The sequence below is a fragment of the Pantoea trifolii genome (genome assembly GCF_024506435.1).
GTDB lineage: Bacteria > Pseudomonadota > Gammaproteobacteria > Enterobacterales > Enterobacteriaceae > Pantoea > Pantoea trifolii.
The window spans coordinates 3,143,424-3,157,847 of the sequence record NZ_JANIET010000001.1; the positions used below are offsets into that span (position 1 = coordinate 3,143,424).

Below are 14,424 nucleotides of genomic sequence, written 5' to 3' on the forward strand. Positions count from 1 at the left end.
TCGCTATATAACTTTTATCTGCTGGTGATATTCGCCATTAATGGTCCGCTTCTAGCACTGAGCGGACCTGCTAGCTAAAGGGTACGCAATGAGCTAAGAGCGGAAGTGCCATGCAAAACCCTTAATATTAAGAAAAATTGTAAGCTCGATAATAATTGGGTCTAACGATTTATTTTCACAATCTTTTATGATTACCAGTCGTGGTATTTTTATTTTTAGCCCATAGCCGAAATAATCATCTTTGCATTTCGAAATAAAAAATGACCAATAAAATCAGCCTCCTAAAAATGATTAGCAAGCTAATGTTTGTGAATAAATTAAATAGTCTTTTTATAAACAATGTTATGTTAAAATTCATTAGATGAACTTACTAAAATTAAAATCAAAACATACTATTAAATTACAGTGTTACATTTTTTCTCATTCAGTTTAGGTTTTGTTGTAATGCTAAATACAACTTCAATAAAGCGCTTAATTTCATTAAGGTGTATACACGCAGTGGAAAAAATTGATGAGTAAATATTAGTTACATGTGGTGTTTATATCTGGTTAAATCTCGCCCCTGATTTACTTCTCACTTAAAGTTAAAATGCCATCCAGATGGATTTCTTTAAAACAAACGTTCCATTGTTACTGGATTTTTAATAATTTAATTTTATTATTGTAATTTCAAAAGCGAGATTTATATGAGTAACATTGAAAATGTGAATAAAATCGAATCAGCACTAAAAGCAATAGATGACCTTGAAATATTAGCTAAATCAACAAGGCCAGCTGATTTAAATGGTTTTTGTGGAGAGTATAATTACAAATGGAAAAATAAAGTCGATGAAGCAGTCGCTATAGTTGATGGGCCACTTAGCCCTGTTATTTTAAAGCTCGTGCCCTACTTACCCATCTTGCTTTCGATAATTAAATCTCTTCAACTGGGTGTTGAACAATCTTGTCAGGTTACAAATGCCGTCGAACATCCCAAAAGTGAGTGAATAGTATTTCTTTTGGATGTGTATGGCTATAGTTAACTAGTAAGTTTTCTTTAGGTTTTTTCAATAATTTATTCATTCCTAACGAAATAAAATAAGTTGCTTTTTATTGATTTTACATCAAAGAAAAACAAGGAGTTCTCTTTATTAATAAAATTATCCTATGATTAAAGGTTGATGTGGTTTCCAGAGCATTGACACATGCAAAAAAATTAATAATTCATAAGTTGCGGCAAAGTAAAAACCAAAAAGAACTTTGAAGGAAACTAAACTTTACTTAGCAGTTTTCTTCATTTTTAAAATACATTACTGGGATTTATCATGGCTCTCAATAAGTATTTTCACTTGAAAATTTTGACATTTACGCTGCTTTTACGGGGAGCTTATGTTCTTGGGCAGCTAAGTGTGACCTTTAGGAGGGCATAAGTACTTCGCTTGAACATTCTGGACTTTGTAATTTTAACGTCAAAAACAGATCTTTTAAGGTAACACCAACCCAACAGGCAGCTTGCCTGACTAGAGAAGTGAAGCGACTGGGCATTATAGGTAACGAAACTATATCCCGTTTCTCAAAGAGCTATTTAGCGGGTCAGTGCCTTCAATTTCGAGGATGCAAGCTCTGCTTGATTCTCAGCAAATCAAAGCAGAAGATGTTGGCGGAGACCTCAATAGGCCCATTTCAGCTAACTACTTTATAATCCACGACACCAGTGCTCCTAATTGCTCAGACATGGGAAAGTTAGCTTCTTGCGAAATACGCGGTGAGTTCCCATCAGATAGAGGTAATGCCAATTGGAACTACAATATTAATAATGGTGGTCATCCTAAAAAGTATCCGAATCGAGTGGATCATGTATTTACGAATCATATTGGCTCTTCAATTACCGAGGTGAATTTAGCTGAACATATAGCAACGACGAAATTTGAATCATGTGTTGATGTGTCAGAAAAACTAAATCTTTTAGTAAGCGTGAAAAATATTCAACCTCGTGTAGGTGATCCCAAAATTCCCGACTCGGGAGCGAAAGTGAATGATTTTGAATCACCAAACCTAGGATTTACGAATCCGCAATATGAACGGCTAGCATTGATATATATAGTTGCGAGTTCACGCCGTGGTCAATGGTTGATCCCTGCCTTTCATGCAGAACTAGATCAGCACTACAAAGATGGACATGATGACCCACAAAAATTCAAGATGGAGGAGTTTAGCAAAGCAGGTCAGAAATATATAAAAAGTGTAACCTCACTTTAGGTTAGTGCAAACCTACAAAGATATCTGCAACTACTGCTTTTGGCACTCAGATGTCGCAGGCAATATCAAGAGTGCGGCAATGAGCGAAGAGCTGCCGTTCTTAATTGCCCTATAAGTAAATTGAGGAGTTGCCGACATGCTTTAAAGTTAATCAAAGCGGAGTTGTCCAATTTAAAAATCAGAAGATAAATTTAGGCCGGCGTAGTCAGATATGCCAACCTAAAGCTTATACTATCAACTTATATTTTTTAGATCATCTGCGTGGATAGCGAGGCAATTTTTTTTGCGCGATTAAAGTATCTATTGCGGACTGGGCGAGCCTATTTGAGATTGTCAGATTAGCAGCTATGCTTCTATGTATGCCTTTTCCCCAGTTAGTTTTATTTCCTTCAGGCATTAAATCATAAACTTCATTAAGTAGCTTAGGGTTTATGATAGTTTTATGTGATACAATAATTTCACTCAACCGTTCCTGCATCAGTCTTTTTATTTTTCTTATCCCCACCAACAAACTGTCATTGTCATTATATTCTTTTGTGGCTGTGATGTTTTCCAGCTTATTATATATAAATAATCTTACGAGATTATAAACAGTAACTAAGGAAGAAAGTGATCTAGGATTGACTTCTTTTGAGGGTAATTTATTTTTAACTTTGATGAGGAGTGCATCGGTGTAACCATAACTTTTCATTGAGCGCACATGCAATTTATACATAATACTAATTAATGAACAACTTCTTTTTGCAAGTGCTAAACTACGATTAAATATCAACTCGTCAGGAAAAGACTGTTTATGTGTTTGAATTGTGTGGCAACTTTCCTGAATCAGATTAAGTACATGGTAAAATTTCATAAGTACAGAATCATTGCCAAATCCCGTCAAGTCAGACTGATTAGCATGAAAAATAATATAATTAGAGCTAGCTTCAAATCGTGATGTTATTGTTTTCAATGTAGATTGTGTTAGCGGGACATTCTGTGCACTAAATGCACTTATGAGCTCATCATTGAGCTTATAAAGCTCAATACAAAAGGCATCAATGCGTCTCTGGCAGTCGCTTGTGTGTATTAAAAGCAGCATGGCTTGCTGCCGTTCAGATGCAAATTTACCTATCAATAATGATGTGAAAAGCAATCCACTTAATGTAAGTAATACTGATATAAAACGAGCAAACCCGACAGGAGTAAGATCCCCATAACCTAGCGTTGTAAATGTCACAAAACTGTAATAAATCGAATCGATAAAGCCATCGGAATTATTTAACTTTCCAAAAAGCGTGATTAAAGTCGAAGCCAGCAATATAGCAATTATAGCACCTATAATTAAGTCAATGTATGTGGCCTTTTGAATTAACTTTCCGATCGTAGATGACAGTTCATATTTAACATCTGGTGGGTTGACTGATGATTCGTCATCATCAGAAATGAGATGTTCTGTTTGTAGTGGCATTTTTTTCATAAGTAAAAAATTCCTTTTTAGAGATGAGTTATAAAATAGATAATGAAAAACCAGAACGAAAAGCAACTGTTCAAATTCATTATGTGTTGACAGGGTCAAAATTGCCAAGCTCTGTTTAAGTTAATAACTGCCCAACCAATCCATTAAAAGCTTAAAGAGAGACCTAACGCAATCAACCATCCACAATTTCCAGATGTTGTCAAACTGCGTTAGAAAACATTAAATATACATAATCGCACCGCATAAAAAGGGATATCGTGTCGATGCGGTTACGGTCTGATGTCATGCATGCTTAAACTAGGCTTATTGTACTAATAACGCATTTTCTTCATGACAGTCAATACGCCAAAGAATACCATAATAGACTTAAACACGTGCCTTACAGCCGCCAAATCAAACTCATTCTGCCTTTAAGAATCACGCAAATCGCTATTGAGGTATCCCCATTCAATACTGAGCCATCTTCGTTCGATGGTTTCTGCAACGCATTCTTCGTAAATTTATTGTTCAACTCCCAAGTCGGTATCGGAAGGTTAAGTGCAATGTCGAGCCGGTCAAAACATTGGCGGCCTAGCCAAACCCAGAATTGTGGATCAATATGCTTTGGCTAAAACAAGCTACTCCAGAAACTTCGGCTTTAGGCATGAAGCGGACGCGTAAGTTAGAAGAGCTATGAGCGAACAGCTACTGTCCGCAGTTATTCTAAATAGATGGAGAATCAGCTAATGAAGCCGCGGATTTGCTAACACGGAGCAGGCTACTTCATATTCTATGATTTAACACCTTTTACCGCCTCTATTTGAAACTGACGATGTTGACGGATTTAACATGGGTCACTCCCTTGAATAGTTATCTCAGACGATGGCACATGAGCGCGTTGGATTATCTATCCTGCCTGATTGAATCACTTTTTTGCATGCATTTCATTAAAGGTATTGCTCATTCTGCCGATTCAACGATGAGAGCTATGTAATTAATCGGAGCGCCGGAACCAGTTAACAACTGGTGGGCGCCGGGAGACGCGGATGCCGATGGTGAAGGGGTTTATCTTGGCCTTAACCACCCACGCCGCATGTTACAGCCACGCCAGACGGATTGATTTGAAAAGGATGCTGAATGTCTGTTGCCAGTGAGACCTCCGCACAGGTCTATAAAAAAATCTCGCAGGAAGTAGAACGGATTATCGACAACCTGACTCTGCCTGTAAATGACCCTTCCCTAAAAAAAGCTAATAGCAATGCCCGCCTTCAACTGGGGTGTTTCCAGACGCGGCTGGACGAGGCAATCGACAGCCTGAGTTCTAACGCCGAGTGGGAAACTTTCACCATCGCCTTTTACGGGGAAACAAATGCGGGGAAATCAACGGTCATCGAGGCGCTGCGCATCCTGCTTAAAGAGGAAACCAAACTCGCCAGGCAGGCAGATTTTCGTCAGTTTCAGCAGCAGCACGATCTCTCACCTGAGGCGCTTGAAAATGCTGACCGGGCTTTAAAAGAAAACGAAGCATTGGCAATCTCTCTCAGTCAGGCTCTGGCGGAGGTGCGAGGGCGATATTTAGATCGCGAAGCTGAACTCGGGAAAGAGTTGTCGCAGCTGAGCGTGTTGATTGAGGATCAGAAGAAGCGCTGGTCCGTGATACGCCGGCTGCTGGCTCTGTGGATATCATCACCAGAGCAAAAGCAGCAGCTACAGGTGAAGAAACAGCAGCAGGCATTAGAGGCAGAAATTCGTCAGGAGACACAATCGCTTGCCGTGCAGCAAGCGGACTGTGATGCACAACGGCAAACGATGTTGAAGCAGCGCGCGCGGTTGGATGAAAAGTTTGCCGAACTGAACGCGCTGGCGGACGGTGAAATCATCGGTACGGGTATGTCCGATTTCACCTTAGACGCCACTCTCTATCCTTTTGAGTCATGCGGTCATCGCTTTGCCCTGCTGGACGTACCCGGTATTGAAGGTAAGGAGAGCAAGGTGCGCGAGCAAATACAGCGGGCGGTCGAGAAAGCGCACGCCGTTTTTTACGTCACTAGTAAAGCCACGGCGCCACAGAAAGGTGATGAAGCCAATCCCGGGACACTGGAGAAAATCAGGACACATCTCAATGCGCAGACTGAAGTCTGGACGCTGTTTAATAAGCGTGTAACGAATGCTATGGCCCTCGGAAGTTCCCTGGTTAACGAGGATGAAGCGCAGAGTCTTCAGGATCTGGACGAGAAAATGCGCGAGCAGTTGGGTGACAACTATCGTCAAACGCTGGTTGTCAGCGCCATGCCTGCGTTTCTCAGTCTGGCCGAACATTTGGTCCCCTGCGGGTCCAACGCGAAGAGTCGCGATAAGTTCCTGAAAGCCTTTACCCCGGAAGAATTGCTCGAAAAAACGGGCATTTCAGCGCTTGCGCGCGTTCTGACCCAACAGCTTGTCGCCGACAGCAAGGCAAAAATTACTCGATCGAACACACAGAAAACCAGCGTTGTGCTGGATGATATTGCTGCACAGGTAAGTGCGCTGCAGTCGGACACCTACGCAAAAATTGCCCGACAGCTTAATGAGGACAAAAACAGCGCACACAAGCAGCTTGATCACGCACTGAAATCACTGCGGCAGCGTCTGATTGACCGCGCGGAGGAGAGCGTTAGCCGGTTCCGCAACCAGGCGCGCGAACGTATCTATAAAGTGATTGACGGTGATATCAGTAATGATCGCTTCAAAAGTGAGCTGGAGGCATCGATCAGCCTGGAGCACGGTTCGCTTGAAAAGTTGCTTCCAGGAGTACTGAAAGCCGAACTTGAGCGCTTTCAATTAGAGATCAGTGACATTGTTGCGCAATTTCAGCAGCACGCCCGCGGGATCCTCAAAACTTTCTCACGCCTCCTGACGCACAAATTCAGCAGCAATATTCCCCTCACGATTGATATCGATAACGGCATCAATGTCACGGGCCTTCTGGCGACACTCGCGGGCGGCGCGCTGCTTTTCTGGAATCCCGCCGGATGGCTTGTCCTTGGCCCGGCGCTGGCGAACCTGGCATTTGCGGCCTACAAAGCCCTGCGCAGCATGATCAGCTCCAGTTACAAAATGTCGCAGCAGAAGCAGTCCGCTGACAAAAATCTCAGCAACGTGGCGGCCCACATGAACGATGCCATTGTCGACGGCATTCAGAAAGCCTTCCCGGAGCTGCAGGAGAAGATCGCTGAGATTAAAGACATGCTGGAGGAGCCTGTGAAACAGGTATCGGGCATCAATAAGATCCTGATCCAGGCCGCGGCCGGATTACGCCTTTTATCCACTGAAATTGATTTTTCTGGAGCGAAATAATGGAAAAAACGCTGGATATTTTTAAAGCGCAGCAGTTCCGCAATGTTCACATTCTGGATGAACTCACCGCCTTTCTTGAGCAGGGTGAAAAGGTCGGCGTCCCGGTCGATGTGCAGCTCATCAATAAAATTGAGGCTGCCAAAGAGAATGCTACGAACGGGAAATTAAAAATCGCGCTGATTGGAGGATTCTCTGAAGGGAAAACCTCAATAGCTGCCGCCTGGATGGGGCGTCTAGATAAAGCCAGCATGAATATCAGCCATCAGGAATCCTCCAACGAAGTCAAAGTATACGACGTGGGATCGGACTTTGTCCTGATTGACACGCCCGGGTTGTTTGGCTTCAAAGAGCAGTTCAACGAAGACACCCGGGCGGTCGAAAAATACAAGGACATGACCAAAAAATACATCAGTGAGGCGCATTTGATCCTCTATGTCATGAACTCCACCAACCCGATAAAAGAGAGCCATAAGGCCGATCTTGAATGGCTGTTCCGCACCCTAAACCTGCTTGACCGTACGGTGTTCGTTCTAAGCCGCTTCGATGAAGTCGCGGACGTTGAGGATGAGGACGATTACGCCGCCAACGTAGAGGTGAAGCGCCAGAACGTGCACGCGCGCTTGGACGACCTGATCGCGCTCACCCAGTCGGAACATGATGCGCTCAATATCGTTGCCGTCGCGGCTAACCCTTTTGATATGGGGACCGAATACTGGCTAGATAATCCGGAGAAATTCCGTGCGCTGTCTCATATCAGTGAACTGCAAGACGCGACGAGCGGCAAGATTGAAAAAAGCGGGGGAGCACTGGCGCTGAGTGAAGAAACGAAAAAAAGTGTTATCAGGGATATCCTGACACGGAAGCTGCCGGAAGCCATCGCAAATGATGTGCGTATCCGACAGGAAGTTGAAGATCTCTCATCCATTCATGTCCGGCTCAGCAAAGAACTGCTAATCATGCAGCGCGATATCGCGGAAGCGCGTGTCAGTCTCAATAACTTTGTACTCGACTACTTTAAAGATTTGATACTTCGCGCCCAGGGCCTGAGCCTCGAAACCTATATGGAGTTTTTCGAGAGTGAAATCGGTGAGCAAGGCATCATCATTGATACCCGGTTGGACAACGAGTTCGCCCGCCGCGTGCAGTCCGTTAACAATGCCATCCAGAAGATACATCTGGGCTACAACGCTGAAATCAATCACTACAACGGCAATATGGCGGCCATGGGGAAGCAGGGACTGAATTATGTCGTTAAGAGTAATTTCATTAACAGTGCAACAGTGATTGCCGCTCGTGATGGGGTGGTGTCCGTTGGCAGAATGGCCGGGTTAGAGCTGGGAAAACTACTGAAGTTTAAACCCTGGGGGGCCATTAAATTTGCTAAAGGCTTGAACGGGGCGCTGGTGTTTGCCGGCGTGGCGCTGGAAGTGTGGGATACCTACAACCAGGCAAAGCGTGAGGCGCAGTTCAAAAAAATGATCGACGCCATGATTTCGAACTTTAAGCAGCAACGCGATGGGGTGATCAGTGTGCTGGGAGGAAGTGATTTCGCACGCGATTATTTTACTGGTTTCGCACTGATGCAGGATGAAATGGCGAGCCTTGAACGCGCAATGCTGGCGATCCAGGAGCAGCAGTCTCTCTTTGCCCGCTGGCGTGCGGATGCGGAAGCGATTGACGCGGAATACACGCGTTTGAACGATTAAGTCCCGGGAGAAGAAATGGACATATTAGCGCTGGAAGCGTTGCTGAACCAGATGAAAAACCTTCCCCAGCCACGTAAAACGGAAGCGAACATTTTTTCCTCAGGTGCCCGCGGGCACTATGAAAATCCGGTCAGCGATTTGCTGGCCTTCTTTCTCGATCCCGATGGTGGTCATGGGCTGGGGCCGCTGGCGGCAGAGGCGCTGTTCAGCTGCTTGGGGCTGGCAGATACGTTCAACGCCGAACTGTCCGCACCGCCTCAGCGTGAGGTCAGCACTGAAAGAGGGAACCGGATCGACATCCTGCTTGAGGGTGATGACTGGGTGATGATCATCGAAAACAAGGTCTGGCACCTGCAGAATAACCCCTTTGGCGATTACCTCACCTGCCTGCAACAGGGGGCATATCAGGGCAAAACGCCCCTTTGCGTGGTGTTATCACCCAACGGTTCTGCGCCTGAGGGATGGGTTGGGGCCAGTTACCGGCAGCTTACCGATGCATTGTCTTCGCGGATCGGGGAAGCCTACATGGCTTCATCATTAAACAAATGGCTGGTCATACTGCGCGAGTATGTTCTGCATCTGGAGTCACTTGTGAGCCACCCTGCTGTTACAACTGAAACCGAAGCGTTTGTTCTGACGAATCTCCACCGCATTGCAGAAATAGAAGAGCTTAAGAAAACCGTCATTAAAACGTTGTCAGGAGAATGCCAGCGTTATCTTACTGAACATTTCAGCGACAGGGGCTATGAGATCAAAGCCCGTCTGACTAACTGGTATGGCTTTCCGGTGCTGCGATTTAAATGTTCCCACTGGCTCTCACCCTCAGATGTGGTTCTTTATCTGAACGGAACGGTGGATGAGTGGTTTGAAGTGATCACTTACGCCTGCGATCTTGAAAATGAGCAGATGCGTGAACAAGCAATCGCGATGCTCAACGTTGAGGGGAGTGAGGAAGAGTATGAGGAAGAAGCCAACGGAAGAATTTTAGGTTTCTTTTCCTGCCATGCCTCGCAGGAAACACTTAAATCTGAGTTGCTTTCGGATCTGGCAAAGCGGATGACGTTACTGGATAACTTTGAGCGTGAGCACCGCTGACCACTGTGGCCTGAGGAAACCCCGGCATATTTTTCGTTAGGGTTTAATAGGCAACGGATGAATAACAGTGTGGCACCGGCTCAACGCTCATCAAGTTGCTTTGCCCGGATACGTTTTCAAATGATACTTTGAAGATGGCGTAGGGCTTATTTTTTTAAGTTGTATATTTCTAACATGGAGAATGTATGGGGTTGTTCACCTTAGAAGAGCAGGAATTTCGGGAAGTTTCGAAAACGACATTTGTGCGCGAATCAATTCTTGAACGCAGAGATATCCAGTCGGCCTTAGCCAGAAAGATCGGCCATTTTGTTCCTGACTGCATGGTCATTCAAGAAGAGTTTAATAACTGGGAGGACAGTCATCGCAGGATCGATTTGCTCTGCATCGATAAAAACTTCAACCTGGTCGTTGTTGAGCTTAAACGTGATGAACAGGGCGCCCATATGGAGCTTCAGGCATTAAGGTATGCTGCTATGGTTTCGCAAATGACTTTTCATGAAACTGCTGAGTGCTACCAAAAATATCTCGATAAAGAAGGTGTCGAGAAAAATGCAGAGAATGAAATCCTCAATTTCTGTGAGAGAGAAGAAAACGAAATCGCTGACTTTAATACCCAAGTACGGATTGTATTAATATCAGCTGATTTCTCTAAAGAGATCACCAACACAGTCCTGTGGCTTAACAACAATGGCCTTAATATCAGCTGTTTCAGGCTAAGTCCATATCTTCATCTAAACAAGCTGCTGGTGAATTTCGAACAAATAATCCCGTTGCCAGAGGCAAAAGATTTCCTTGTCCGACAAAAGCGCAAAGAAATAGAAGCCATGAAGGCAAATGAAAAATCGGAGAAGGATTACTCTAAATTTGTCTTTAAAGGCGCTATATATAATAAGCGTAACCTGGCTTTTGAGCTAATGAGCGACTGGATATCGGAGAATGAGCCTGAGAATATAACTTCTATAGTATCGATCTTTGGAAAGGATATTCATCGCAGTCTTATAAAATCGGAACCCGACGTAACTCAGTCACGGCTAAAGCGTTTCCACGAGGCTTCTGTTGAGCTTGCATCCGGCGAGACGGTACTGATTACCAACCAATGGAGTATCGGCTCCATACAACGACTGATTACAAAATTTGAGACGTTTGGTTATAAAATAATCGCGCAACGACCTGAATAAACTAAATGAAAGCTGGGAGCCAACATTGGCATCAAAAACACCTGATGTGTAAACCAAATGTTCGGCTGAAATAATTATGAACTGAGCCCCTAAAACTATGATGCTAAGCTGCAAGCGAAGTGCGCTATTGGCGCAAGCAATTAGCAAGTTAGGCACAAAAGGTACCCATGATCTAGCCTCGGAAGCTGTAGTGCCCCCTATCCCCGACTCGCAAGTGGCTGGATTACTCCTGGCGATTCATTAGGCAACGCCAGCCTAAGCGCTACTTCTACCAGCATATCTGGCCTCCATAGAGGCCAACAGCTATGAGAGTCCGATTAGCATCAAGATGTTTGGTTTTTCGCTTAAGAGCATCATGCGGGAGCAAGGAATCACTACCTGAAGTGTCGTACTAAGCTGAAGATGCAAACCAATATTGAAATGACTGAAAAAAGCAGCAGCGAGTGGCTGCCAAGATGTGACGATCCAATAGCAATATGACTTACCAGAACCGGCGAAAGCCTGTTTTTTACGGCCATGCTTCACCAGCGATGAATGATATCTCTCATCATTCATAGATAAATAATCACTCAAAACCTTGTTTTTATTTACAAAAAACAAAAGGTGAACATTGTGAAGGATAAATCCAAAAAAAACTTTTTTCACGTATTATGAAATGATGATTTTTATAGAAGGGATTCAAATGAAAGCCACAAAAAAATTCATCTTAGATGGTTTAGCTGAATTTGGCTTAAGCGATCTACCAGGAAGGCCTTACGACAGTGCCTTTGAACTTTTAGCATCTCCTCCAGATCGAAAGCGCGTAATAATGATGGGATTCAATGGTTCCCTCGTAGATGCTCACATTACCAACGCGCAATCCATTGAGAAAGATTTCGAGTCCCCTACCATCTCAAATGTTCAGAACGGAATCGAAGGTGCCTGGGGAATAACTCACCTCGCGAAGAGGTTGCAACAAATCCCTGTTGGGCTTGGTTATGATTGGCAGGATGTCGTTTACACCAACGCTCTTATGATGTGTTCCCAAAATGCAGCATCCATACAAAAGGAAGCATTGAAGCAGAATCTAACCGTTGAGCAACTGGTGAAAAACTCAATGGGTTTCTTTGAGAATGTAACGCTACAGCTTTGCAACCCAGAGGTGATTATCGCTTACAGCAATGGGCTGACTTCACTGTCCGCCGCCAGTTTGTTGCTCAAATATTTTGGCGAGGCTGGTACGTTGAAGTATTCCCATCCTAAAGGGTATTACACCACATACGCCTTTTATGCTAAATTCCACACCCACCGGGTTCCGGTTGTGTGTGTGCGGCATATGTCGAGGTTTAAACCTCATGAAGAGTATATTAAATCAGCTATTTCGCTGATGAGATAAGATGGCCCAATTTCGAGTTTTGACCTGTTACTTTCCTGAATTGGTATACGTTTAGGTATACGATGGAAACTTGAATTGAATAAAACATTTTGTTTTCATAGGGTTATATTGCTTTTTCAGACTCCGCCAGCACCAAAATTCTCCATCGATGATTACCAGAGTCATTCGATGAAGTCCTAAGAGCCCGTATGGCGCAAGCCTTACGGGCTTTTTTGTATCTGGACTCTTTCAAGGCGACTCGCATGAAAATCCCAAACCGACTCCAGCCTCTCGTCGATGATGGCCTGGTAGATGAAGTACTACAGAGACTAAGAAGCGGCAAAGAAGCTGACGTTTATACCGTGTTAACGGGCGGCAAAATCCAATGTGCCAAAGTGTACAAGGACGCCACGCAACGAAGTTTTAAGCAGGCCGTGCATTATCAGGAAGGACGTAAAGTCCGTAACAGCCGCAATTCACGTGCGATGCAAAAAGGGTCGAAATTCGGGCGTAAGCAGCAAGAAGAGACCTGGCAAAGTGCCGAAGTGGATGCGTTATTCCGTCTGGCGAATGCCGGCGTACGCGTCCCACAGCCCTACATTTGCATCGATGGCGTATTGTTGATGGAGCTGGTCACAGATGCAGAAGGCCTGGTTGCGCCACGCCTGAGTGATGTGTTCCTCTCCAAAGAGAATGCCATGAAGGATTTCGATACCATGATCCGCAATATCGTGCGCATGCTGTGCGCCGGTATTGTTCATGGCGATCTGTCGGAATTCAACGTGCTGCAGGACGCCAACGGACCGGTCATTATCGACTTGCCACAAGCTGTCGATGCCGCCGCAAATAATCACGCAGAATCGATGTTTGAGCGCGATGTGAATAACATCACCGCCTATTACGGGCAATACGCTCCTCAAATTTTGCAAACGCGCTATGCGAAAGAGATCTGGCAGTTATATGAAGACGGAAAGCTAACGCCAGAAACGCCGCTTACCGGTCTCTTCGTAGAAGAGTTGCATGAAGTGGATATGAATTCGCTGATGGATGAGATCATCGCCGCCGAGGATGAGTTCTACGATCGTCAGCGCGCGGCTAAAGAACGCGACGAGGAATAAATGCGGCTCCACAGCTCGGGCAGGCTGGCAATAAACGCCTCGGCTATCGCATGTTTATTGCCCCCGGGATTCCATAACGTTACCAGCGTAACATTCAATCCCTGATTGCCGACTTCGGTGGGCAATAGCTGCACATTGCGCCACTGCTGAGCCTGAAAATGCATCGGCAGGAATCCCCAACCCGCACCACTTTCCAGCAAATGCTGCAGGATGGCGCGATCGTTAACGAACAGGCACTTGCCAGAAATTTGCAGGCGTCGGCTAATCTGTTCATCGTGGTGGGGATGCATTAGCAACTGCGGAATCAGTGACAGATCGAGCAGCGTCACCGGTTGCTGCTGTTCGCGGAACAGCGTGTGGGCGGCGAAAAAATTAAGTTCGATGGTTCCGAGCGCCTGCCATTCCATCTCATTTCCCAACGTACGATGCTGCGCCTGGCAGATAGCAACATGCGCCGTCCCATTTTTGAGCGCCGCTTCAGCCTCATCACGCGTACAACTCCATGCGTTAAAACGGATGTTCTTCTCAGCCATATATTCAATCACAGCGTGAAGAAAAGCGTGCGGAATAAAAGGATCGTAAACCAGCACCAGTTCCTGCTCGACGGCAACAGGCAATGCACGCGCGTAGGATTCAAATGCCTGCGCCTGACGCAGAAAAAGATGCGCCTGACGATGCAGCTGTTGGCCTTTTTCCGTTAGCAGTAACCTGCGCCCTTCCCGTAAGAACAGCGTGTAACCCAACGCATCTTCAAGATAATCCAGAAGGTCACGCACCGTGGTACGATCCTTCCCCAGCAACAGGGCAGCTTTCGAAATGCTGCCGGTTTCAGCAATCGTGGCAAAGGCTTCAATCTGCGAAAAAGAGTAGCGCAACGCGGTCATAGCAGACTCCAGAATTGAGAGGGATTTTCCCCCATTAAGTGATTTTATCAGGGGATTAACCGTTCATATACTGCTGC

The 14,424-nt window shown here is 45.1% G+C and carries 10 protein-coding genes; 8 read left to right on the forward strand and 2 right to left on the reverse strand.

Going from position 1 to position 14,424, the window contains the following annotated elements; all coding sequences use genetic code 11:
- Positions 1–686 precede the first annotated feature (686 nt).
- Positions 687–986 (forward strand): hypothetical protein, encoded by a 300-nt coding sequence (locus tag NQH49_RS14605; RefSeq protein WP_256697162.1) that lies wholly within the window; start codon positions 687–689, stop codon positions 984–986.
- A 607-nt stretch (positions 987–1,593) separates the two neighbouring features.
- Positions 1,594–2,238, forward strand: a complete 645-nt coding sequence (locus NQH49_RS14610) for a hypothetical protein (RefSeq protein ID WP_256697163.1) — start codon at positions 1,594–1,596, stop codon at positions 2,236–2,238.
- A 253-nt stretch (positions 2,239–2,491) separates the two neighbouring features.
- Here the strand turns inward: NQH49_RS14610 and NQH49_RS14615 are convergent, their stop codons facing one another.
- Positions 2,492–3,697, reverse strand: coding sequence for a potassium channel family protein (locus NQH49_RS14615; protein ID WP_256697164.1), 1,206 nt, complete (start codon positions 3,695–3,697; stop codon positions 2,492–2,494).
- A 1,116-nt stretch (positions 3,698–4,813) separates the two neighbouring features.
- Here NQH49_RS14615 and NQH49_RS14620 point away from each other — a divergent pair.
- The 6 genes from NQH49_RS14620 (at position 4,814) to NQH49_RS14645 (ending at position 13,463) form a co-directional block, all read left to right on the forward strand.
- Entirely contained in the window at positions 4,814–7,012 is a 2,199-nt protein-coding gene (locus NQH49_RS14620) for a P-loop NTPase family protein (protein ID WP_256697165.1), read from the forward strand.
- A complete protein-coding gene (locus NQH49_RS14625) occupies positions 7,012–8,718 on the forward strand; it encodes a LeoA/HP0731 family dynamin-like GTPase (protein ID WP_256697166.1) in 1,707 nt (568 codons plus the stop codon). The genes NQH49_RS14620 and NQH49_RS14625 overlap by 1 nt, the downstream gene beginning before the upstream one ends.
- Before the next feature lie 15 nt (positions 8,719–8,733).
- Positions 8,734–9,813, forward strand: a complete 1,080-nt coding sequence (locus NQH49_RS14630; RefSeq protein WP_256697167.1) for a PDDEXK-like family protein — start codon at positions 8,734–8,736, stop codon at positions 9,811–9,813.
- Between the two features lie 185 nt (positions 9,814–9,998).
- Positions 9,999–10,991 (forward strand): PDDEXK family nuclease, encoded by a 993-nt coding sequence (locus NQH49_RS14635; protein ID WP_256697168.1) that lies wholly within the window; start codon positions 9,999–10,001, stop codon positions 10,989–10,991.
- A 682-nt stretch (positions 10,992–11,673) separates the two neighbouring features.
- The gene (locus tag NQH49_RS14640; RefSeq protein WP_256697169.1) at positions 11,674–12,366 is read left to right on the forward strand and encodes a hypothetical protein; all 693 of its coding nucleotides are present in this window, start codon (positions 11,674–11,676) and stop codon (positions 12,364–12,366) included.
- Positions 12,367–12,608: 242 nt separating this feature from the next.
- The gene (locus NQH49_RS14645) at positions 12,609–13,463 is read left to right on the forward strand and encodes a PA4780 family RIO1-like protein kinase (protein ID WP_256697170.1); all 855 of its coding nucleotides are present in this window, start codon (positions 12,609–12,611) and stop codon (positions 13,461–13,463) included.
- Here NQH49_RS14645 and NQH49_RS14650 read toward each other — a convergent pair.
- Positions 13,430–14,347, reverse strand: a complete 918-nt coding sequence (locus NQH49_RS14650) for a LysR family transcriptional regulator (protein ID WP_256697171.1) — start codon at positions 14,345–14,347, stop codon at positions 13,430–13,432. The genes NQH49_RS14645 and NQH49_RS14650 overlap by 34 nt on opposite strands.
- Between the last annotated feature and the right edge of the window lie 77 nt (positions 14,348–14,424).